Origin of the sequence: Evansella cellulosilytica DSM 2522 (assembly GCF_000177235.2) — a bacterium.
Lineage (GTDB): Bacteria > Bacillota > Bacilli > Bacillales > Salisediminibacteriaceae > Evansella > Evansella cellulosilytica.
Genome location: NC_014829.1, coordinates 3,681,267 through 3,703,490, shown reverse-complemented (window position 1 = coordinate 3,703,490; position 22,224 = coordinate 3,681,267). Strand labels below are relative to the sequence as shown.

The following is a 22,224-nucleotide window of genomic DNA, read 5'->3' as shown; positions in this document are numbered from 1 at the left end:
GGGCATGATGATGAATAACAACAATGATGAAAAGACAAGAAAAAATAATAATCAGAATGCTGAGGTTGGGGATAATTCATCCCCAGCCATTCTCCATTTTTTCCGTAGAAGGTGGTTAGCCATTTGGAAGGGCAACCCACCTGGACCTGTTTTACTTATACTAGGGCTATTAGTAGCTGTTATTATGTCAATCCCGATTATATATGTCGTTTGGCGTTCCATGTTTGCGGGCACTGAAAGGTGGATGCGTCTCCTTGATGGAAGAATTCCTGAGCTTTTGTGGAACACTTTTTCTCTCACTGCGGCTGTCACATTTTGTGCGGTAGCAATAGGAGTTTCCCTAGCATGGTTCGTAGTTCGGACCGATATTCCAGGGAGAAAAATGTGGCAATGGCTGCTGGCGCTTCCGCTTGTAATTCCTCCTTATGTAGGGGCTGTTACATATATTATCGTTATTGGCCCAAGTGGATGGCTTCGTAATTTTTGGAATGATACTGCTTGGCTTGTAAATATATTTGGGGAATACTCATTAAATATTTACTCCTTTTGGGGGATATTTTTCGTATTAACGATGTTTACATATCCATACGTATTTTTAATCGCGAGCGCCTCTTTAAGAAAAATGAACAGAAACTTTGAAGAGGTGGCAAGGTCGCAAGGAATGTCAACGCTTCAAGTTTTTTGGAAAGTGAACTTACCATTTTTAAGGCCGGCTATTGGTGCTGGTGCTATATTAATCTCTTTATATGTTCTATCTGATTTTGGGGCAATTGCAATGCTTCGCTATGTCACATTTACAGCGGCAATATATTTTCAACGAGCTGGTTTTGATACGGCTTCTGCCTCGGTACTTAGCTTAGTCCTTATATTGTTAACAGTAATAATTTTGTGGATTGAATCAAGAACACGGAAGAAAAATAAATATTATCAAACGACAAACACATATAAAGCGCCAGATATATTATCTTTAGGAAAATGGAAGCCGCTTGTATTATTCTTTGTTGGAACAGTTTTTACTGTATCTGTCATCTTACCAATTGTAGTACTTGTTTATTGGTCGATCATTGGTATTGGGATGGGGGCGCTAGACGCGAGATTTTTTGGATTCGCATGGAATAGCTTACAAGTATCTGGATTTGCTGCAATACTATGTATGTTTTTAGCAATGCCTATTATTTATTTAAAATCAAGATATCCTTCTGTTATTTCAAGTACAATAGATAAACTTAGCTATGCAGGGTATGCATTACCTGGTGTGATCGTTGCACTAGGAATGGTGTTTATATTTAATAACCACATACCTGCGTTGTATAATACTTTTTATATGGTTGCACTAGCTTTTGTCGTTCGTTTTTTACCTCAAGCGATGCAGTCAGGAGAAGCGTCTTTAAGCTTAGTGTCACCGAGGATTGACGAAGCAGCACGCAGTTTAGGTTATCCACCTTGGAAGGTGATGTTTAAGGTAATACTTCCGAATATTATGCCAGGTGTATTAGCTGGTGGGGCGTTAGTTTTTGTAAGTTCCATTAAGGAATTACCTGCAACTTTAATGCTGCGTCCACCAGGATTTGATACGCTAGCGGTGAGAGTATATTTCGAAGCCTCTGAGGCACTATATCATTTAGCAGCACCAGCAGCTTTAATTATAATTCTCGTTTCTTGTATTCCTTTAAGATATTTATTAAAAAAATATTAATAAGTATAAAACTTGGCATTGAAATTTTCATAAGAAAGACAAAAAACCGAGCTTCATCAAGCTCGGTTTTAGTACTGCTTAAAAGATATGTAATATATATTAGGCGGTGGAAATGCAGCCACGCGTAGTAGTGAGAAGAGCACTCACTACTACTTTAAAAGAAATGTGGCAACATTTCTTCACCGCTTCTAAGAAAAGACAAAAACCGAGCTTTACTAAGCTCGGTTTTAGTTCTGCATAAGAGAAATGTAATGTATATTTAGGCGGTGGAAATGCAGCCACGCGTAGTAGTGAGAAGAGCACTCACTACTACTTTAAAGACATGTGGCAACATTTCTTCACCGCTTCTAAGAAAAGACTAAAACCGAGCTTTACTAAGCTCGGTTTTAGTCTTTTCTTTTCAATTAAAACGGAATAGGTCACCATAGATGATTTTGTCTGAATAGAAAAGCGCTTCTTCACCTTTTTCTCGTAATGAATCACACTTTTCTAAAGGGAATTCTTCACCGGTAGTGTAGCTTAAGCAAGAACCATTTACTGATATTAGTTCATTGGAAATGGCTGTTCCATCCCTTAGTACAGCAAACTCTTCGCGGTTTTCAGCAAATAAATCATTGCCAAACATGACGTGATCATCTTCCGGAATCCCCAGTAAATTTAAGAGTGATGGCATCACATCAACTTGCCCAGAAATGGTTGATATTGTTTTCCCATCTACACCTGGTATGTGAATAATGAGTGGTACTCGTTCCAGTTTCACAGCCTCATAAAGGTTAATCTCTTTCCCTAAAAATTTGCTAAGCTCATCATAATGACTATTTGCAATGCCATAATGATCTCCATACATAATTAATGCAGTGTTTTCATATAAACCTTCTTCTTTTAATTGATCAACTAAAATTCTCATTGCTTCGTCTGTGTATCTGACAGTTGGAAAGTATTGATTTACAATATTACTATTCGAATTAAATGGTTCAATGAAATGATCTTCCTCGTCTAAGTGGTACGGAAAATGATTTGTAAGTGTTAGTAGTGTACTATAAAAAGGTTCAGGTAGCTCAGTAATGTAATCCATTGATTGTTCAACAAAATCAATGTCTTTCATCCCCCATCCGACAGAATTACGCATGGAAATATCATAATCACTAAATGAATATATTCGGTTATAACCTAAGTTAGGGTACATAACGTCCCTATTGTAAAAGGATCGGTCATTTGCATGAAAATTCGCTGTTTCATATCCGTAATTAGTAAGGGTTTCGGGAAGTGCACGATATTCATTCTGATCGTGTGTCAGAAATACAGCACCTCTTCCTAGCGGATATAAGGAGTTGTTAATAAGAAACTCAGCGTCTGACGTTTTTCCTTGACCTGTTTGATAATAGAAATTATCGAAGTAAAAGCTATCTTCAATAAGCTCATTGAGAAATGGGGTTATTTCCTGTCCATTTAATTCCTCACCAATAACAAAGCTCTCGACAGATTCTAGTGACACGACGATAACATTCATGTCTTTAGCAATACCAAACATGTCATCGTTTGGTGCAACGCGATTTTCATCTAAATGCTTGTTAATATTAGTCCAATCATTTTCTTCTGCAAACACAGTCTGAACGCTCGTTTGTGTTTGGACAAATGCATCATATATATAGAAGTTATATAATCCTAACGATTGAACGAGAAACGTTCTATTAAATGCTTGCGCTCTGTCTAACGTACTTACTTGCGCGATTGAAATAGTGATAATCACGAGTATGACGACAACAGCCGCTTTAGATTGCTGAAATGTTATTTTTTCAAATCGAACCCATTTTGGTTTTTTCCATATGAAATAGCCGATAATAAATAGGTCTAAAAAGAAAAATACATCGTACCAATGAATAAGTTCAATAATACTAGTCGATAAATCCCCCATATTGCCACTCATTAACAGCATAGGTAGTGTAATAATATCACTGAACTCACGGTAGTAAACGGCGTTAGAATATAACACAATTGTTAGTAACACACTAATAAAAAGAAAGTAATAGCCTTGCCACTTTGGTTTGAAATAAAGGCCGAGTCCAAAAACAACGACTAAAAAAACGAGCGGACTTAGTATGAACGTAACAGCTTCTAAAAAATAATTTATCGTTAATTGGAATGTAGTCATGGAAATAATGAGTGTTTTTATCCATAAAAAGGTGAGACTAAACAGCATGAAGCTATGTCTCTTTGTAATGGATTTCATAGTATCAACCTTCCTTATTTAAAAACACAAAATTTGTTATACAATGTTTCATTATAAAATCTTCATGAAAACAAAACAACAAATTAAGGTTATTTACATAAAATTACATACCCGTTTTTAAAAATAACAAACTGAGTTTTTTTTCAAGGGAAATCGTCTTTTGTATCGAAGAGTAAGAAGAGGATTCAAATGAGAAAAAAGGGTGTGAAAAGATGGAAGCTCAGTTAATAATCCCTGCTGGAGCCACTTTAGGTGAGGGTCCTTGTTGGGATGAAAAAAAACAAGTACTGTATTGGATAGATATTTTAGAGAAAAAAATACATCGTTTTAAACCAGTGACAAATGAAACGCAAACAATCAAGCTTAGCCAATATATTGGTTGTTTAGGCCTAGTGGAACGTGGTGGCTATTTAGTTGGCCTTCAAGATGGCATTTATTACTTAGACGAAATAAGCGAAGAGATTGTTTCAATTAATCACCCTGAGTCAGAAAAAAAAGAAAATCGTTTTAATGATGGAAAAGTTGATCCTGGTGGTAGGTTTTGGGCTGGAACAATGCATCTAGATGGTCTTGAAGGTGAAGGCGCACTATATCGTCTAGATATCGATAAAAATATATCACGTATGATTGAAGATGTATCAATCTCAAATGGTCTTGCTTGGGATACGAACAAACAACTCATGTATTATATTGATACACCGACAAAAAAGGTCGCGGCTTTTGACTATGATGCTGCTACAGGTGAAATAAACAATAAAAGGTATGTCATTACAATTCCTGAAGGAGAAGGTTTTCCTGATGGGATGACTATTGATGCTGAAGGTATGCTTTGGATTGCGCATTGGGGTGGTTCCCGAGTTTCAAGATGGAATCCGGACAATGGAGAAAAACTAAGTGAAATTTTCTTCCCCGTCAGTCAAGTAACATGTTGCTGCTTTGGAGGGGAAAAACTAGATAAATTATACGTTACAACAGCGAGTGTCGGTCTTTCAGAGGCAGAGCAGAAGGAGCAACCAAATGCAGGTGGCGTTTTTGTCGTAGAACCTGGGGTAAAAGGCACATATAGCTACCGTTTTAAAGGTTAACGATTTGAGGGTGACTTAAAAAGTCGAATTTTTACCTTTGAGTCATCCTCTATGCAATGTGCCACCGCAATCTCTTAAAGCCCATTATAAGTCGATTTCTTGTAGTTAGCGCACGCCGAGTGGATTCATTGCCAGAAATTATAATAGCTTTTGGGACAGCCTGCTTCATATTTTTTTACTTTCATGTAAAACATAATAATGATTGGAGGCGAAGCAAATGCACAAAAATAAAGTGACACATGAGCAAATTGACAAAGTAGCTGAAAAAACATATGAAGTAAATCAATATAATAGTAAAGATGAGACTGAGAATGGATTAGCGGTAACGCATGAGCAAGTGTCAGATGCATATACAGAAGGAACGATTGACGCTAAAATTGATGAAGTTAATGAGAATGGGCAAAAGACTTCGGGCAAAGCAGGAAGAGAAATACCAAGAAAAGGCTTTGAATAAGGTGAACTGGGATGAGCCGTAAACATAAAATTCTTGTTCCGGAAGCGAGAGAAGGATTAGATCGTTTAAAGGCAGAAGTAATGAACGTTAAAGACCGGGAAAACGTGAAGTATGAAGTTGCTGATGAAAAAGGAATCTCCTTGCAGAAGGGCTATAATGGCAATATAAAGGCAAAAGATGCAGGGGAAATAGGTGGAAGTATCGGTGGAAACATGGTTCGTGAATTAGTAAAAATGGCACAAAAACAAATGACAAAACAGCGATAAAAAAGGGGAGACAATGGATAAAAACGAATCCATTGCCTCTCCTTTTTTTTATAAGATAAGCGTATAAAATTGGCAGTGGAATTTTATCGCCGTGCGTACTAGCGAGAAGAGAACTCACTAGTACTATAAGAGGTACGGCGAAATTCCACTGCTTCTAATAGCTTTTGGGACATCCTCTTTTGCTTAATTTTATTGAAATGCTTTTATGTCGAAAACAAAGTGTAGTATTAAAAAGACAACGATCATCATCAATAATCCCCATGTTAAACCTCTAAATGCTTCTTTAATGTATAGATCATCATTTTTGCGCACAGGCTTCATTTATTTCCCTCCACTTTATTTTAATATAGTAGGAAGGTGGTAATTATAAATAATCACCGTTTTGATTAATATAAGTGGCCTGCTTTTTTTGCCAACACTTCTGGAATGTATCAGAACGTGCTATGACCAAATCGCTCAATATTTTCTGATGAAAAAAAGATGGAGAATACAATAACCTATTTGTACCTTTATCTTCCGGTTCATTCCCTTCAGCTGCTAACTCATATGTTGTTGCTGTAATGTAGTTCTCATAGTTGTCAGAAAAATGAGAAGGTGCATGAATCGATAGGACTAATAATAGAAGAGAGAACGAAAGGATAATATTTAAAGATCGAACAATCATGAATAATATCCCCTCTCATCTAATGTACTTGTCACATTTGTTAATTACATATTATATGTTACACATTAAATTGGGAAGAGTTTTATGTACCCCATTCATATTAAAAACACGCAGGCGCTATGCCTGCGTGTAAGTGCCACTCATATTAAAATTTTTGTTGTTCAGCTTGTTGAACTAGGCGTTTTGTAATTTCGCCACCTACAGATCCATTTGAACGTGAAGTAGCATCTGCACCTAGGTTTACACCGAATTCTTGCGCAATTTCATACTTCATTTGATCTAATGCTTGTTCTACACCAGGTACGAGAAGTTTGTTGTTTCGTGCCATCGTGTATCACCTCGCTTTATTGTAGGATACTTTTATTATGTTAGTATTTTAAAATTCTATTCAAACAGTAAACTGGTAAATATTATCTGCTAAGTTTTTTCAACTTGGGGAAGGAAGTCTATCTCCAGACATCATCATCCCTCAGGAGAGCACTCCTAGTACTTTAAGGGATACGTCGAAATTCTTAAAAAGTGTGTAAAATAAATTGACACGCTTATAAATAGGTGTTATTATTTTCAACAACTTCATAATATTTAAAAAATTTGCGATAATAGTGTGAAGGACAGTTTTTCATATAAAAACCGTTGACGAAAATTATATACAATGATACGATCCTTTAGAGGACTACTGTGTTAAAATATTGATGAAAAATACATATATTAAGCTCTTATCCAGAGAGGTGGAGGGACCGGCCCGATGAAACCCGGCAACCAGCGAGATGTTTATCTAGCAAGGTGCCAATTCCTACAAAGCTTTTGCTTTGAAAGATGAGAGAGGTCGTTCTAACCATGTTACTAACGTCTCTTTGTCTTTTCGGCAGAGGGGCGTTTTTTAGTAGGAATGGTAAAATACTGTATTCGTTATGTAAGTAAATCCTAGAAGAGGAAATAAACTTTAAAGTTTAACATATTTAAAATTACAAATTTATGTAGGAGGGATTTAACATGGCAGAAGAGCAAAACAAAGCGTATAACGTAGAAACAGTACTATTACACGGAGGTCAAACCCCTGATCCAACGACGGGGGCAAGAGCGGTACCTATTTATCAAACGACATCTTATGTCTTTGAAGATACGGCTCATGCAGAAGGTCTTTTTTCTTTAAGTGAGCAAGGGAATATTTATAGTCGAATTATGAATCCGACTGTAGATGTTTTCGAAAAGCGTATTGCTCAATTAGAGGATGGGGTAGCAGCTGTCGCAACATCTTCAGGTATGGCAGCTATTTCACTAGCAATCATGAATATAGCTGGAAGTGGTGATGAAATTGTAGCTGCAACAAATTTGTATGGAGGTACATACAACCTTTTCTCTACTACATTACCTAAATACGGAATAAAGGTACATTTTGTTGATGCTTCTGATCCACAAAACTTTAAGGAAGCCATTAATGATAAAACAAAGGCAGTCTTTGCTGAAACAATCGGAAATCCTAGTTTACAAGTATTAGATATCGCCGGTGTGGCAGAGGTAGCACACGAAGCTGGGATTCCTTTAATAGTAGATAGTACATTTACGACACCATACGTATGTAAGCCGATTAATCATGGTGCGGATATCGTTGTTCATTCAGCAACAAAATGGATTGGAGGTCATGGAACTTCGATCGGTGGCGTTATCGTAGATGGTGGTAAGTTTAATTGGGATTCTGAAAAATTCCCAGGCTTCACAGAGCCAGACGCTAGCTACAATGGATTACGATATGCAAAAGATATTGGTGAACTAGCATTTGCCATTAAATTACGGGTACAGCTACTACGCGATTTCGGTGCTTGCTTAAGCCCGTTTAATGCATTCCAGCTTTTACAAGGGTTAGAAACATTACATTTGAGAGTAGAAAGACATAACGAAAATGCACTTAAGCTAGCGCAATATTTAGAAGAGCACGAAGCGGTGGAGTGGGTTAACTACCCTGGACTAAAATCTCACGCATCATATGAACATGCTTCTGAGCTATTACAAAATGGCTATGGTTCCGTTCTTATCTTTGGTATAAAAGGTGGCCGTGAAGCAGGAAGAAAGCTAATCGATAATATTGAATTGTGGTCTCACTTAGCAAACGTTGGAGATGCAAAGAGCTTAATTATCCATCCAGCATCTACGACTCATCAGCAACTAGCTGGGGAAGAGTTAGCAGCAACTGGTGTAACGGAAGATCTCGTTCGATTATCTGTTGGTCTTGAAAACGTGGAAGATTTGTTTAAAGAGTTAGATCGTGCATTGAAAATAGCTACTAGCTAATAAGCATAAGAATAAATTGATTTATCAAGGAGGACTCTCGTCATGAGTCAGTCATTTAAACTAGCGATTATCGGATTTGGAACTGTAGGTGAAGGAGTATATAGAACGATTGAAAAGAAAGCGAAAAAGCTCGAAGCCCTTTTAGGGGCACGAATAGAGATCCCATTTGTAGTTGTTAAAAATGTAGATAATCGCCAAGTGAATGGAGAAACAACGGTGACAAATAATCTCGACGATGTATTAAATGCACAAATACATGCTGTTGTTGAGGCAACACCTGACTCAGAAACTGGCTATCCATATGTTACTGCATTGTTGCGTCAAGGAATCTCTGTCGTATCAGCGAACAAGGAGCTTCTTGCTAAGCACGGTGATGAACTTCACACGTTGGCAGAACAAAACAGTTGCCAGCTTTTATTTGAGGCTGCCGTTGCAGGAGGAATTCCTCTACTAAATACACTTCGCCACACGTTAAAAACGAATACAATTAATCGTTTAGAAGGTATTGTCAACGGCACGTCTAACTTTATCCTTACAAAGATGAGAGAAGAATCATCTTCCTTTGCATCCTCTTTAAAAGAGGCACAAGAAAAGGGGTTTGCAGAAGCAATTCCTGATAAGGATATCGATGGATGGGATCCTTATTTTAAAACGAATATATTAAGTCGGTGGATTTATGGCGTAGCACCAGAATGGGAGTCAAATAGTCCGTTAGGGATCCGCTCGGTCAACATCGAAGATATAAAGCTTGTAGAAAAAATTACAGGTCGTATTAAATTGGTTGCTTCCCTCATTAAAGGTAATAATAAAGTAAGTGCGTCGGTACAGCCTTCGATTGTTTTACGAGAGCATCCGCTTTTTAATGTGGAAGGCGTTAACAATGGTATTCATATTGAAGGAAGTATCGTAGGTTCTGTATTATTGCAAGGACCAGGAGCGGGAAGGTACCCAACTTCAAGTGCAGTCATTGAAGACGTTGTGAATCTTCTAATGAATGAAAATGAGTTAAATAAACTATCCGCCTATGAATTTACAGAGCATCTATTTGACTCTGACGAGGAATTAAATCATGATGAAGCGAATAAGCTATGGTTTTTAACTGGTGATGATCGTTTGCCTTTCTATATTTCTAAAAGTCGGCTTGACGTACTGCTTTCAATAAATCCAATTAACCATAGACACGGGTTTGCAATTAAAGCGTCAAGAGAGGAAATCGATGCGCTAATAGCGATTGATAGATTAACAGGAATAAATGTGTATCCATTATTAACGGATGAAAAGGAACTGCTATTAAATGATTCACCTGTAAAAAAAGAAAGAACACTAACTTTCTAAACGGGAATCACAAAGGCTGTGTCGGAAGGTATGAAACACCTTTTGACATAGCCTCGCTTTTTCCACTCCTATTTTTCTAGTGAAAACTAGTAAGAGATAAATTGTCAAAATTTAATAAGGTAATATTAGATAAATTATGATAGAATAAACTGTAGCTTTCACAAGTGAAAGCGTTATCAGTAGTTTGTTCATTCTATGGTCAGTAAGAACCCTAATTTTGTCAAAAAAGGATGTAAATTTTTATCTTTTTTTAAAAAATTACAAACTGTGTCTTTATTTTATGATATTCTATTAGCAACGGCCATAAACAAACTAGAGTAGGTCCATATATTAAAAGGTAGAGGTGCTGCACATGTTTCGTACTATCCGTAACATTTTCCGCGTGGGTGAACTGCGCAACAAGATTATTTTTACATTATTAATGCTGTTAGTGTTCCGTATAGGTGCACATATTCCAGCCCCCGGGGTAAATCCTGATGCTCTTAATTTTGACGGTTTAGCAGCTTTTGGATTACTTGATACATTTGGTGGAGGAGCTTTAGAAAGATTCTCCATATTTGCAACAGGTATCATGCCATATATTACAGCTTCCATTATCGTTCAGTTATTAAGAATGGATGTTGTTCCTAAATTTGCTGAATGGGCGAAAGAAGGAGAAGCAGGTCGTAAGAAACTTGCTCAAGTAACACGTTATGGAACTATTGGTATTGCATTTTTACAGGCGTTAGCATTATCCATTGGATTTAACAATATTATGCCAGGTGTTGTTCCAGACCCTTCTGTAACCACATACTTACTAATTGCTGTTGTTTTAACAGCAGGTACGGCATTCCTTATGTGGGTAGGGGAGCAAATTACAGCACAAGGTGTCGGAAATGGTATTTCCATTATTATCTTTGGAGGGATTGTAGCTGCAATTCCAAATGGTGTTAGACAAATTTATACTACTTATATTGTTGATGCAGGAGACCAGTTATTCTTAAATATCGTAACGATTTTACTTATTGCACTTGCCATTTTAGCGGTTATTGTTGCGATTATATTCGTACAACAAGCTGTTCGTAAAGTGACAGTACAATATGCTAAGAAAATGGCTGCAGGTGGAAAGAAAACAGGTGGACAATCGACGCACATTCCATTAAAGGTAAATGCTGCAGGGGTTATTCCAGTTATCTTTGCTTCAGCATTGTTCTTTATGCCACAAACAGTTGCCGGTATTTTCGGGAGCACAGACGGATTTGGTGGTTGGATTATACAATATGTAAATCTACAAGAACCAGTTGGTATGGTAGTATATGCTGCGTTAATCATTGCCTTTGCTTACTTCTATACGTTCATTCAAATGAACCCAGAGCAGATGGCAGAGAACTTAAAGAAGCAAAATGGTTTTATTCCTGGTATTCGTCCTGGTAAAGCAACACAAACGTATATTGTTCGTACGCTTTACAGATTAACGTTTGTTGGATCTCTGTTCTTAGCAACTGTAGCTGTCATGCCGTTGATTTTCACACGTGCTGCAAGCTTACCACCAGCTGTACAAATTGGTGGGACAGGGCTACTTATCGTGACAGCGGTAGCGTTAGATACGATGAAGCAAGTGGAAAGCCAGTTAATTGAGCGAAGATATTCAGGATTCTTAAAGAAGTCTTCATAAAGAAACGATAATAAAAAGAGAGGCCCCTAGGGAGCCTCTCTTTTTCTCAGAAGATAAGAAAGTATAAATTTGGTAGTGGAATTTTATCGCCGTGCGTACTAGTGAGAAGAGCACTCACCAGCACTTTAAAAGCTACGGCGAAATTCCACTGCTACTAAGAAAAGACTAAAAATGAGCTTTGCCAAGCCTGTTTTTAGTTTTTTTCTTATGGTAAAAAATGTATCCAATGGAGATATTGTAAATCTACTATAAGCCTATGTAGAAAATCAATAGAACAAATGACACAAATTTAATAGATATATGATTAGGTCAATAGATATAAAAGAAACAAATTACTATATTACTATTTCATCATTTTGATAGACAGAAACTATATTAATAGAAGGAAGGCGATGAATATAGTCCGATTAACAGCGGCTATATTCTATTTTATAATAATAAAAATGTGAAATTAAATTCCGGAAAAGCACTTGTAATAGTGAGAATGTGTTAATAAATACTATGATTCATCTTATACTTATATAATTCTAAATTTATGAGTCATATTCACATAGCAGTTATCTGAATATATTGACAGTTAGTAGAATGAATGGTTAGATTTTATATAAGTGACAAAGTTTTCTATGAATAGAGGGTGATGATAAAGTAATCTTCATGCTAGTAAAAAAAATAATAGGAGATGGTGTTAAATGAAAAAAAGTATTAAACTATTATTTGTGTATTCATTAATATTTATTTTAGCGTTCTCTAATTTATCTGGTTTTCAAGGTGTAAAAGCAGATCATTCAAGTCCACAGTTAACTACCTTTCATCTAGAAGTAGATGAAACCTCCTCTGAAGTGATTACCGTTATTGTTGAGCTACAAGAAGAGTCAATTGTCGAGTCAAAACACATAGGGAAAAATCATACGAAAAATCACTTAGCGAAAGCACGTAATCTCGTAATAAATGAAATACAATCTGCAACTTCCTCTAGCAATATTAATCAGGAATATGAATATGTATTTTCTGGTTTCTCTTTAGAACTTCCACAAAATGAACTTTATAAATTAGTAGATATTGATGGGATTAAAGCAGTATATCCTAACCAAGAGTATGAAGCAGTATCTATTAGTGAGGATGATATATTTACTTCACAATCAATTACTCCTGAGATGCTTGAAACAGCCCCATTCATCCAATCGGAACAAGCATGGGATGCAGGGTATACTGGTGAAGGTGTAACAGTAGCGATCATTGATACAGGTGTAGATTACACACACCCTGACTTAGTTAATAATTTCGAAGAATATAAAGGCTGGGATTTTGTTGATAACAATGATTCCCCACAAGAAACCCCTGTTGGAGACCCGCGTGGTGATGCGACAACTCACGGTACTCATGTGGCAGGTACTGTAGCCGCAAATGGGAATATTAAAGGTGTTGCACCCGAAGCAACGTTACTCGCTTATCGAGTGCTTGGTCCTGGGGGAAGTGGAAGTACGGAAAATGTCGTTGCAGCTATTGAAAGAGCTGTATTAGATGGTGCGGATGTGATGAATCTATCATTAGGTAATACTTCTAATGACCCGGATTTTCCAACGAGCATTGCTCTAGATTGGGCAATGGCAGAAGGTGTTGTAGCTGTTACGTCAAACGGTAATAGTGGCCCGAACAATTGGACAGTTGGTTCGCCAGGAACATCTCGTGAAGCGATTTCTGTTGGTGCATCACAGCTGCCATATAATTTTTATACTGCAGAGATCTTTACATCTCCAGGGGCAGATTATCCATCTGCAAAAGTGATGGGGTACCCAAATGAAGAGGAGCTACTTGCTTTAAATGAGGGTGAATTTGAATTTGTCGATGTTGGACTAGCTGGAACAGATGAAGATTTTGAAGGGAAGGATTTAGAAGGAAAGATAGCACTTATTCAACGTGGCGACTATCCTTTCGTTGAAAAGGCTGAAAATGCGAAAGAGCATGGTGCTATTGGTGCTGTTATTTATAATAATGTAGAAGGGGAGCAGCCTGAAGTTGCAGGATTAGCTATTCCATCTATTATGACAACTCTAGAAGATGGGGAAGTCTTATTAGCTGAACTTGCAGCTGGGAATAATACGATCTCATTTAATATTGAGTTTGATAGATTGATTGGTGAGACAATTGCTGACTTCTCATCTCGTGGTCCCGTTATGAATACGTGGATGATAAAGCCTGATGTAGCCGCACCAGGTGTTGCGATTTTAAGTACTGTTCCAACACACAATCCAGATAATCCACATGGATATGCATCAACACAAGGCACAAGCATGGCGGCACCACATGTAGCAGGCGCTGCTGCACTCATTTTACAAGCGAACCCGGATTGGAGCGTCGAGTTTGTTAAATCAGCATTGATGAATACTGCTGAAAATTTATATGATTTTGATGGAAACCTATATCCTCATAACACGCAAGGTGCAGGAAGTATTAGAGTGTTTGATGCTATCAATACAAATACGGTCGTCACACCAGGAAGCCATTCATTCGGTATTTTTTCAAAGGAAAAAGGAAAGGAAGTTCAGCGTCAAAGCTTTACTATTCACAATTTATCAAATGAACGTAAACGTTATTCATTAGAGTTTACTGGTCATGAAGGAATTAAAATTCAGACGAGCAGAAATCTACAAGTACAACCAGGAAGAACACAAAATATCAACTTTGGTGTACAAGTAGATGCGAGTAAGCTAGAGCCAGGCTATTACGAGGGAACATTTATTTTAAGTGATGGTGAACAATCTGTGGAAGTACCAACTATCCTTTTCGTACAAGAGCCTGATTACCCAATGCTAAGTGGGTTATCACTTGGTATAGCTGGTGAAAATCTTGTCGGAACAGTAAATGTACCTGGTGGCGCAGAAGTATTTAACTTGAGAATTAGGAATGCTGATACTGGAGAGCTTCTTGCTGAACCGGCTAAAGCAACAAATGTACCACAAGGGCTTCATAGCTTTAGTTGGAATATGACGATAAATGGAGAACCATTAGTTCCAGGGAGATATCAAATCAATGTCTATGCAAGAACTGGTACGAATGAATACGAGTTACAAGGTGGCGTTTTAACAATACAATAAATTAGTAACGAGAATTTTATTGTAGAGAAGGATATTCTATATTTTCGGAGCAGAATGACTCAAAAGCTAGGCACTGAAAAAGGTAAATATCGGAGGCACTGAAAAAGTACAAATCAACTTTTTCAGTGCCTTTTATTTGTTTTCGCTGCATTAAAAAAGCCTAATATAAAAATGGAACGAGTCGATAACGATGGCGGCACCAGTATGTGTAAATATCGCCATACTTTTCTTTAAATATTGATTCCTCCATTATCATAGTGTAATGCAACGCACTACCTAGTAAGAGGAAAGTACACAAAATGGACATCCAATGCCCACTTAAAAACAAACCAATGCCGAGTGTGATGAGAAATAATCCACTATGAAGAGGATGGCGTGAAAAGCGAAATGGTCCATGACTAAATAACGGGCGCACGTCATTATTGCTTATTGACCTACTAAAGTAAGGCTTGATTAAAAAATAGGTCCAATATCTAAGGACGATTCCCTGTGCTAACAAAAACAAACCGATAATAGATGAAAAACTCATCTGTTGTCCAATAACATTACGTAATAAAACACTAACTATAATGGAGAAAAGTACCGTAATAGCTACTATTCCTTTTAATAGTAATGCTCTATTGTGAACCTCCTTTTCTTTTCCGGTCGATTCTTGAAAGATAAACCATTCCACAAACCACGCAATTAAAAGTGTAATAAATAAGATACTAGTAATATTCATATACATAGAATGTGCAACAATAAAAAAATTAGCCAAAAAAATAATATTTTTCACAAAAACTTGGGAATAGATTTAAGTAAATTTTACATCATGAAAAATAGTGGAAATAGAAGAGGGGCACTGAAAAAGTGAAAGAACATCACTTTTTCAGTGCCTAATAAACTTATGACATCGTGTTATTTTGTGCGTATGGAATTTGGTTTTGATAGCCAGAAAATTGTTGGTACGATTGCTGAAGTGTTTGCTGCTTTTCAGCGTCAAAGCTATACCAACCTTTTTCAAACATTAAGTTAAAGAGCTTACGCTGACATTGTTGCGATTGTATAAAGTTTTCTTGAATGTCAGTATAAAGAGATTCGTGACTTGCTTCGTTCATCGCCACAGAATAAGCATCAGTCATGTATTTTTCTGTCGTTAACATATCATTGATGAAATCCCGATCAGTCATTTGTGGGGTTTCAGGATGTTGTGTTTTCGGATTTTGAATTTTTGATGATTGTTGCTGATTTCCTTGATTTTGCATTTGATTATTATTCATAAGTAGAGCCTCCCTCCATTATTGCATCGTGTTTTGTTGCATTTGTGCTTGCTGCTGTTGTTGATCTAAGTGCGTCATTAATGTTTGGTAATGGTTATAATGCATCTTACCAGCTTCCTCTAATGCTTGTGCAATTTGTTGATCTTGACATTGAGAGGCGAAGTGATGCGCTTTCTTCATTGCTAACAAATTCCAAGCAAGCATATCAGTAATATAAAGATGGTCCTTCGTCGTTATAATATTAGGTGGTTGTGGCATAACATTTTGTTGCTGTTGTCCCATTTGTTGCTGCTGTTGCATTGGTAAGTCCTCCCTTACTTGCTTTATTAGCTATGCAATTACATAGACGCTTTTATTGTACTCTTATTAAAAAGCGATATACTTCAATTCATAAAGTTCAAACATCTGACATATACTTAGTAAAGAAGAGAATAGTTTTAATTTACAAAAAATTAAGTTAAATCGGTTGCTAATCAGGAAAAAATCTTATATAGTAAGTGTAACTGAACTAATGCCTGAGATTTCTTAGTATATTTTTTTACAATAAAAATGAATGAGTATTCATTCAAAAGGGGAGGTATTTCATGGTAAACAGAATTGAAAAGGTTGCTGTTTTAGGTTCAGGGATTATGGGGTCAAGTATTGCTGCTCATTTAGCTAACGTTGGTATACCTACGTTACTCTTGGATATCCCGCCAAAGGAACTGCATAAGGAGGAAGAAAAACGAGGATTGTCTTTAGATGATAAAGTCGTTCGTAATCGTTTAGCGACTGAGGCAATAAAAAAGCTAAAGAAGCAAAAACCAGCACCTTTAGCAAAAAAAGGAAATATAGATCTCATCCAGCCCGGTAATTTAGAGGACGACATGAAACGAATTGCTGAGGTTGATTGGATTATTGAAGTAGTTGTTGAAAATTTAGAAATCAAGAAGAAAGTGTTTACACAAGTAGACGAATATCGGAAAAAGGGAAGCATTGTAAGCTCTAACACTTCAGGTATATCGATCGAGGCGATGGCGGAGGATAGGTCGGATGATTTTAAAAGACACTTTTTAGGAACTCATTTTTTCAATCCACCAAGATACTTAAAGCTACTTGAAATTATTCCTACAAAGTCGACGTCTCCAGAAGTTTTTCAGTTTATGCGTTCATTTGGAGAAAACATTCTAGGAAAAGGTGTTGTAGAAGCGAAGGATACTCCTAATTTTATTGCTAATAGAATTGGAACATATGGCTTATTAGTCACTGTACGAGAAATGCTGCAAAGAGGGTATACAGTTGGTGAAGTAGATTCTGTGACAGGTCCAGCAATTGGAAGGCCAAAAAGTGCAACTTTCCGTACGTTAGATGTAGTTGGTTTAGATACATTTTTACATGTTGCAAAAAATGTATATGACAAGGTGAACGGGGAAGAAAAAGAGGTGTTTAATCCACCTGCATTTATGAAACAAATGGCCGAGAACAATATGCTCGGTAGTAAAACAGGGAAAGGTTTTTACTTTAAAAAGAAGACAGACAAAGGAAGCGAAATACTTGAGCTTAATTTTGAGACAATGGAGTATGAACCACGAAGAAAGTTAAAAGCGCCTTCTGTACAACGAAGTAAACAAGCAAAAACGAAACAGGATAAATTGAAAGCGCTTATATATGCGGATGATCGTGCTGGTGAGTTAGTCTGGAGTATACTAAAGCCTGCATTACTATATTCTGCAGAAGTGTGCCATGAAGTGGCAGATTCCATCCATTCAGTTGATTTAGCTATGAAATGGGGCTTTGGATGGGAGATGGGACCGTTTGAAACTTGGGATGCCATTGGTGTAGAAAAATCGGTAAAGCGAATGGAAGAAGAAGGTGAAGAGGTTCCGCTTTGGGTAAAGGAGATGCTCGATAAAGGACTTACCCATTTTTATCAAGCGTTTGATGAATACTATTCCGAAGGTTCCTATGTAAAAGCGGACTTAAATGAAAAAGTCATTTACTTAAAGGCGTTAAAAGAAGATGAAAACGTTATTATGAAGAACGCAGGTGCTTCTTTAATAGATATTGGTGATGATGTAGCATGTTTAGAATTTACGTCTCCTAACAACTCCATTGGATTAGACGTTTTACAAATGATTAATAAGTCTGTAGATGAAGTTGAGAAAAATTATAAAGGACTTGTTATTAATAACCAAGGTAAAAATTTCTGTGTCGGTGCAAATTTAATGATGATCTTGATGGAAGCACAAGACATGAATTTTCCAGAAATAGATCTTGTTGTTCGTCAATTTCAAAAAGCAATGGCAAACATACGCTACTCAGCAAAACCGGTCGTTACTGCACCATTTGGTATGACACTTGGAGGAGGAACAGAAATTTGTTTACCGTCTGCTAGTATTCAAGCATCACTAGAAACGTATATGGGTCTAGTTGAAACAGGTGTTGGCCTCATCCCTGGAGGTGGGGGTAATAAAGAGCTTTATTTAAGACAGATTCAAAGTTTACCAGAAGGTGCCAAAATTGATTTACAAGCTGTTGCAAACCAAGTTTTTGAAACGATTGCAATGGCGAAGGTTTCAACAAGTGCACAGGAAGCACAACAATATGGATTTTTGCGACCGCAAGATGGTGTTAGCATAAATGGTGACCATTTATTACATGAAGCAAAAAATAAAGTTAAATTCTTATTTGATCAAGGCTATAAACCACCGAAGCGAGAAAAGATCCCTGTTGTTGGGGAAACAGGATATGCAACGATGCTTCTAGGTGCAAAGCAAATGCATTTAAGTGGCTATGCCTCAGATCATGATTTGAAAATAGCGGAGAAGCTCGCATTTGTTCTTGCTGGTGGACGTGTACCGAAAGGATCATTAGTAGATGAGAAATATTTACTAGATATTGAGAGAGAAGCCTTTCTAAGTCTAGTAGGGGAACCAAAGACACAACAACGTATGCAGCACATGCTTGCAAAAGGTAAACCGTTACGTAATTAATCGATAAAAAAGGAGGGGAATCATTTGAAAGAAGCAGTTATCGTTGCAGGTGCAAGAACACCTGTAGGTAAAGCAAAAAAAGGGACTTTTCGAAGTGTAAGACCAGATGACCTTGGTGCAATAACGATAAAGGAAACATTGAAGAGAGCGAATAATTATGATCAATCTCAAATTGATGATGTTATTATCGGCTGTGCGATGCCTGAAGCAGAGCAAGGCATGAATATGGCACGTAATATATCTGCGTTAGCAGGTCTGCCCGATCACGTACCAGCGATAACGGTAAATAGATATTGTTCATCTGGGCTACAATCGATTGCTTACGCTGCAGAAAGGATCATGCTCGGATATGGAAAGGCAATCATTGCTGGTGGAGCAGAATCAATGAGCTTGATTCCAATGGGGGGGCATGTCATTGCACCTAACCCTACTTTAGTTGAGCAAGCACCTGAGTATTATATGAGTATGGGACACACTGCAGAAGAAGTTGCGCGAAGGTTTGACGTAACTCGCGAAGATCAAGATGCCTTTGCTGTAGAAAGTCATAAACGAGCAGCGAAGGCGTTGAAGGAAGGAAAATTTAAAGACGAAATTGTTCCGGTACCAGTGACGATGAGATCAATTAATCTTCAACATCAGTTAGTAGAAAACAATGTTGTACTAGAAGAGGATGAAGGAGTTCGCCCTGATACTTCAGTTGAAACACTGGCAAAACTAAAGCCTGCATTTAGTACGACAGGAACAGTAACAGCCGGTAATGCTTCACAAATGAGTGATGGAGCTGCTTCAGTATTAGTAATGGATCGTGAAGAAGCAGAAGAATCTGGGTTAACACCGATCGTTAAATTCCGTTCTTTTACAGTGGCTGGAGTAGCGCCAGAAATTATGGGCATCGGTCCAGTTGAAGCAATTCCACGTGCCGTGAAAATGGCCGGATTAGAGGTAGAAGATATCGGGTTATTTGAACTAAATGAAGCATTTGCTTCACAAGCCATTCAAGTAATCAGACATTTAGGACTTGATAGTGAAAAAGTTAATGTGAACGGTGGCGCAATAGCTTTAGGTCACCCGCTAGGATGTACTGGTACAAAGCTGACTTTGAGTCTTATTCATGAAATGAAGCGGCGGGGAGAGCAGTTTGGTGTTGTCACAATGTGTATCGGTGGTGGCATGGGAGCAGCAGGTGTGTTTGAGTTAATTCAATAAACATCAGAAGTAAGTGTAATAGATTACTATATTTCAAAGGAGGACTAAACGATGGATACGGCTGATAAAACGGTAAGAGGTGGAGGGTTCCTGCTAGAAGAACTTTCGCCAGAACGTGTATTTACCCCAGAGGATTTGTCTGATGAGCATAAGATGATTGCAAAAACGACAGAGGATTTCGTGAAGGGGCAAGTAGTACCTGAAATTGAAAAAATTGAGGAGCATCAGTTTGATATTTCAGTGCGGCTTTTAAAGGAAGCGGGAGAGCTCGGCTTACTTGGAGCAGACGTCCCTGAAGAGTATGGTGGAATCGGCTTAGACAAAATTAGTTCTTCTTTAATTACAGAAAAATTTGCATTAGCAGGTTCTTTCTCTCTTTCACATGGTGCGCATGTAGGGATTGGTACATTACCTATCGTTTTTTTCGGTAATGAAGAACAGAAGCAGAAGTATTTACCAGAATTAGCTAGTGGAGAAAAAATTGCAGCTTATGCTCTTACGGAGCCAAGCTCAGGGTCAGATGCACTTGGTGCAAAAACGACAGCAAAACTAAATGATGCTGGTACTCATTATGTCCTCAACGGTGAAAAACAATGGATAACGAATGCTGGATTTGCTGACGTTTTCGTTGTGTATGCGAAAGTGGACGGAGAACAATTTACCACATTTATATTAGAACGTGATTATGAAGGGGTATCAACGGGTCCAGAAGAAAAGAAAATGGGAATTAAAGGTTCATCCACTAGAACTTTAATTCTGGAGGATGCCCTCGTTCCTATAGAGAACGTGTTAGGCGAGATTGGTAAAGGCCATGTGATTGCATTTAATATTTTAAATATTGGGCGCTGGAAGCTAGGAGTTGGCTGTGTTGGTGGAGCGAAATTAGGTATTGAGTTGTCTGCAAAGTACGCGAATGAAAGGAAACAATTTAAACGACCAATTTCCAAATTTACACTTATTCAAAAAAAGTTAGCTGAAATGGCTGCCAAAACGTATGCAGCTGAAAGTACAATATATCGAACTGGCGGCCTCATTGATGAAGCTTTCCAAGCTTTATCTGCAGAACAACAAAAAGATGGTAAAGCTGTCGGAAAAGCGATTGCAGAGTATGCGATTGAATGCTCATTAAATAAAGTGTTTGGTTCAGAGGTGTTAGACTTTGTTGCCGATGAAGCAGTTCAAATACATGGTGGATATGGATTCATGGCAGAATATGAAGTGGAAACGATGTATAGAAACTCCCGTATTAATCGTATTTTTGAAGGGACAAACGAAATAAACCGAATGCTCGTCCCTGCAACAATTATGAGAAAAGCGATGAAGGGAGAATTACCACTTCTTGAGCAGGCGGGATCTCTTCAAGAGGAACTGATGATGATGATGCCGCAAGAAGTTGGGGATGATCCGCTTGAGCAAGAAAGATATTTGCTCGAAAATGCGAAAAAAATATTTATGATGGTAGCTGGAACGGCTGTTCAAACATATGGAGAGAAATTGCAAAAAGAACAAGAGTTACTATCTCATATAGCTGACATTGTATCAGATATATTCAGTATAGAATCTTGTATATTAAGAACGGAAAAAGCAATCAATCAAACTGGCATAGAGAAAGCAAAGCAAAAGTTATTGTTAACGGAAGTATTTACACAAGAGGCTTTTAATCGAATCGAAGCGTATGCAAAGGAATCATTAGTGGCGTTAGAGGATGGCGATAGCCTACGAACTATGCTTTCTATTTTGAAAAAACTCACTCGTCATACACCTGTAAATGTAGTGGCGAAGAAGCGTGAAATTGCTGCTGCGATTATTGAAGCCGAAAAATACGTTATATAATTTGGGGCACTCCCCTGCCCCAATACTAAATATGACTTGTCCTTTATAAGAAAGGGACATTCTCCTCTCTAAAAGTGAGTCACTTAAGCAAAGAGCTTGAGTGACTCACTTATGCTTTCTATACTTTTAGGCTTTTCATCAGTAACGTATCATTAATTTAATACATAAATTGGTGGAAAAGCTTTA

The 22,224-nt window shown here is 37.5% G+C and carries 18 protein-coding genes, 1 pseudogene and 1 riboswitch; of the genes and pseudogenes, 12 read left to right on the top strand and 7 right to left on the bottom strand.

The window, feature by feature from the left end; all coding sequences use genetic code 11:
• Positions 1–4 precede the first annotated feature (4 nt).
• Positions 5–1,696, top strand: coding sequence for an ABC transporter permease (locus BCELL_RS17180; protein WP_013490039.1), 1,692 nt, complete (start codon positions 5–7; stop codon positions 1,694–1,696).
• 112 nt (positions 1,697–1,808) lie between these two features.
• The gene (locus BCELL_RS23240; protein WP_013490038.1) at positions 1,809–1,937 is read left to right on the top strand and encodes a hypothetical protein; all 129 of its coding nucleotides are present in this window, start codon (positions 1,809–1,811) and stop codon (positions 1,935–1,937) included.
• Between the two features lie 159 nt (positions 1,938–2,096).
• Here the strand turns inward: BCELL_RS23240 and BCELL_RS17175 are convergent, their stop codons facing one another.
• The gene (locus tag BCELL_RS17175; RefSeq protein ID WP_013490037.1) at positions 2,097–3,926 is read right to left on the bottom strand and encodes an LTA synthase family protein; all 1,830 of its coding nucleotides are present in this window, start codon (positions 3,924–3,926) and stop codon (positions 2,097–2,099) included.
• 212 nt (positions 3,927–4,138) lie between these two features.
• Here BCELL_RS17175 and BCELL_RS17170 point away from each other — a divergent pair, with 212 nt between their 5' ends.
• From BCELL_RS17170 to BCELL_RS17160, 3 genes are all read left to right on the top strand, one after another.
• Entirely contained in the window at positions 4,139–5,011 is an 873-nt protein-coding gene (locus tag BCELL_RS17170; RefSeq protein ID WP_013490036.1) for an SMP-30/gluconolactonase/LRE family protein, read from the top strand.
• Positions 5,012–5,228: 217 nt separating this feature from the next.
• Positions 5,229–5,465: a YozQ family protein gene (locus BCELL_RS17165; protein WP_013490035.1), complete on the top strand. Its 237-nt coding sequence runs from the start codon at positions 5,229–5,231 to the stop codon at positions 5,463–5,465.
• A gap of 11 nt (positions 5,466–5,476) precedes the next feature.
• Positions 5,477–5,731: an alpha/beta-type small acid-soluble spore protein gene (locus BCELL_RS17160; protein WP_013490034.1), complete on the top strand. Its 255-nt coding sequence runs from the start codon at positions 5,477–5,479 to the stop codon at positions 5,729–5,731.
• A 189-nt stretch (positions 5,732–5,920) separates the two neighbouring features.
• Here BCELL_RS17160 and BCELL_RS23235 read toward each other — a convergent pair whose 3' ends face one another.
• The 3 genes from BCELL_RS23235 to BCELL_RS17150 form a co-directional block, all read right to left on the bottom strand.
• On the bottom strand, positions 5,921–6,052 hold the full coding sequence (locus BCELL_RS23235; RefSeq protein WP_013490033.1) for a hypothetical protein: 132 nt from the start codon (positions 6,050–6,052) through the stop codon (positions 5,921–5,923).
• 43 nt (positions 6,053–6,095) lie between these two features.
• Positions 6,096–6,395 carry a hypothetical protein gene (locus BCELL_RS17155; RefSeq protein ID WP_013490032.1) on the bottom strand — a complete coding sequence of 100 codons (300 nt, stop codon included), beginning with the start codon at positions 6,393–6,395 and terminating at the stop codon, positions 6,096–6,098.
• Positions 6,396–6,540: 145 nt separating this feature from the next.
• Positions 6,541–6,723 carry an alpha/beta-type small acid-soluble spore protein gene (locus tag BCELL_RS17150; protein WP_013490031.1) on the bottom strand — a complete coding sequence of 61 codons (183 nt, stop codon included), beginning with the start codon at positions 6,721–6,723 and terminating at the stop codon, positions 6,541–6,543.
• A 385-nt stretch (positions 6,724–7,108) separates the two neighbouring features.
• Positions 7,109–7,218: riboswitch (SAM riboswitch) on the top strand.
• A gap of 170 nt (positions 7,219–7,388) precedes the next feature.
• On the opposite strand from BCELL_RS17150, the pseudogene BCELL_RS17145 reads away from it, so the two are divergent.
• The 4 genes and pseudogenes from BCELL_RS17145 to BCELL_RS17130 all read left to right on the top strand — a co-directional run.
• Positions 7,389–8,678, top strand: a pseudogene (locus BCELL_RS17145) (O-acetylhomoserine aminocarboxypropyltransferase/cysteine synthase family protein); the annotation flags it as partial.
• Positions 8,679–8,726: 48 nt separating this feature from the next.
• Entirely contained in the window at positions 8,727–10,019 is a 1,293-nt protein-coding gene (locus BCELL_RS17140; protein WP_013490029.1) for a homoserine dehydrogenase, read from the top strand.
• A 352-nt stretch (positions 10,020–10,371) separates the two neighbouring features.
• A complete protein-coding gene (gene secY / locus BCELL_RS17135; RefSeq protein WP_013490028.1) occupies positions 10,372–11,673 on the top strand; it encodes a preprotein translocase subunit SecY in 1,302 nt (433 codons plus the stop codon).
• Positions 11,674–12,362: 689 nt separating this feature from the next.
• Positions 12,363–14,768 carry a S8 family serine peptidase gene (locus BCELL_RS17130; RefSeq protein WP_013490027.1) on the top strand — a complete coding sequence of 802 codons (2,406 nt, stop codon included), beginning with the start codon at positions 12,363–12,365 and terminating at the stop codon, positions 14,766–14,768.
• Between the two features lie 160 nt (positions 14,769–14,928).
• Here the strand turns inward: BCELL_RS17130 and BCELL_RS17125 are convergent, their stop codons facing one another.
• The 3 genes from BCELL_RS17125 to BCELL_RS17115 form a co-directional block, all read right to left on the bottom strand.
• Complete coding sequence (locus BCELL_RS17125; RefSeq protein WP_157184215.1) at positions 14,929–15,495, bottom strand: methyltransferase family protein; 567 nt, start codon at positions 15,493–15,495, stop codon at positions 14,929–14,931.
• A 157-nt stretch (positions 15,496–15,652) separates the two neighbouring features.
• Positions 15,653–16,027, bottom strand: a complete 375-nt coding sequence (locus tag BCELL_RS17120) for a spore coat protein (protein WP_013490025.1) — start codon at positions 16,025–16,027, stop codon at positions 15,653–15,655.
• Positions 16,028–16,045: 18 nt separating this feature from the next.
• Positions 16,046–16,327 carry a hypothetical protein gene (locus tag BCELL_RS17115; protein ID WP_013490024.1) on the bottom strand — a complete coding sequence of 94 codons (282 nt, stop codon included), beginning with the start codon at positions 16,325–16,327 and terminating at the stop codon, positions 16,046–16,048.
• Between the two features lie 284 nt (positions 16,328–16,611).
• Here BCELL_RS17115 and BCELL_RS17110 point away from each other — a divergent pair, with 284 nt between their 5' ends.
• From BCELL_RS17110 to BCELL_RS17100, 3 genes are read left to right on the top strand one after another with little or no spacing between them, the layout of a single operon-like run.
• A complete protein-coding gene (locus tag BCELL_RS17110; RefSeq protein WP_013490023.1) occupies positions 16,612–18,999 on the top strand; it encodes a 3-hydroxyacyl-CoA dehydrogenase/enoyl-CoA hydratase family protein in 2,388 nt (795 codons plus the stop codon).
• A gap of 24 nt (positions 19,000–19,023) precedes the next feature.
• Entirely contained in the window at positions 19,024–20,205 is a 1,182-nt protein-coding gene (locus BCELL_RS17105) for an acetyl-CoA C-acetyltransferase (protein WP_013490022.1), read from the top strand.
• A gap of 51 nt (positions 20,206–20,256) precedes the next feature.
• Positions 20,257–22,038, top strand: a complete 1,782-nt coding sequence (locus BCELL_RS17100) for an acyl-CoA dehydrogenase family protein (RefSeq protein ID WP_013490021.1) — start codon at positions 20,257–20,259, stop codon at positions 22,036–22,038.
• The last annotated feature ends 186 nt before the right edge of the window (positions 22,039–22,224 follow it).

Excerpts from the sequence above, each read along its gene's own strand:
- BCELL_RS17155 (WP_013490032.1), bottom strand. The coding sequence starts at position 6,395 with ATGATTGTTCGATCTTTAAATATTATCCTTTCGTTCTCTCTTCTATTA.
- BCELL_RS17130 (WP_013490027.1), top strand. The coding sequence starts at position 12,363 with ATGAAAAAAAGTATTAAACTATTATTTGTGTATTCATTAATATTTATT.
- BCELL_RS17125 (WP_157184215.1), bottom strand. The coding sequence starts at position 15,495 with ATGTATATGAATATTACTAGTATCTTATTTATTACACTTTTAATTGCG.
- BCELL_RS17140 (WP_013490029.1), top strand. The coding sequence starts at position 8,727 with ATGAGTCAGTCATTTAAACTAGCGATTATCGGATTTGGAACTGTAGGT.
- BCELL_RS17100 (WP_013490021.1), top strand. The coding sequence starts at position 20,257 with ATGGATACGGCTGATAAAACGGTAAGAGGTGGAGGGTTCCTGCTAGAA.
- BCELL_RS17150 (WP_013490031.1), bottom strand. The coding sequence starts at position 6,723 with ATGGCACGAAACAACAAACTTCTCGTACCTGGTGTAGAACAAGCATTA.
- BCELL_RS17160 (WP_013490034.1), top strand. The coding sequence starts at position 5,477 with ATGAGCCGTAAACATAAAATTCTTGTTCCGGAAGCGAGAGAAGGATTA.
- BCELL_RS17175 (WP_013490037.1), bottom strand. The coding sequence starts at position 3,926 with ATGAAATCCATTACAAAGAGACATAGCTTCATGCTGTTTAGTCTCACC.
- BCELL_RS17180 (WP_013490039.1), top strand. The coding sequence starts at position 5 with ATGATGATGAATAACAACAATGATGAAAAGACAAGAAAAAATAATAAT.
- BCELL_RS17110 (WP_013490023.1), top strand. The coding sequence starts at position 16,612 with ATGGTAAACAGAATTGAAAAGGTTGCTGTTTTAGGTTCAGGGATTATG.
- BCELL_RS23240 (WP_013490038.1), top strand. The coding sequence starts at position 1,809 with ATGCAGCCACGCGTAGTAGTGAGAAGAGCACTCACTACTACTTTAAAA.
- BCELL_RS17170 (WP_013490036.1), top strand. The coding sequence starts at position 4,139 with ATGGAAGCTCAGTTAATAATCCCTGCTGGAGCCACTTTAGGTGAGGGT.
- secY (WP_013490028.1), top strand. The coding sequence starts at position 10,372 with ATGTTTCGTACTATCCGTAACATTTTCCGCGTGGGTGAACTGCGCAAC.
- BCELL_RS17120 (WP_013490025.1), bottom strand. The coding sequence starts at position 16,027 with ATGAATAATAATCAAATGCAAAATCAAGGAAATCAGCAACAATCATCA.
- BCELL_RS17165 (WP_013490035.1), top strand. The coding sequence starts at position 5,229 with ATGCACAAAAATAAAGTGACACATGAGCAAATTGACAAAGTAGCTGAA.
- BCELL_RS23235 (WP_013490033.1), bottom strand. The coding sequence starts at position 6,052 with ATGAAGCCTGTGCGCAAAAATGATGATCTATACATTAAAGAAGCATTT.
- BCELL_RS17115 (WP_013490024.1), bottom strand. The coding sequence starts at position 16,327 with ATGCAACAGCAGCAACAAATGGGACAACAGCAACAAAATGTTATGCCA.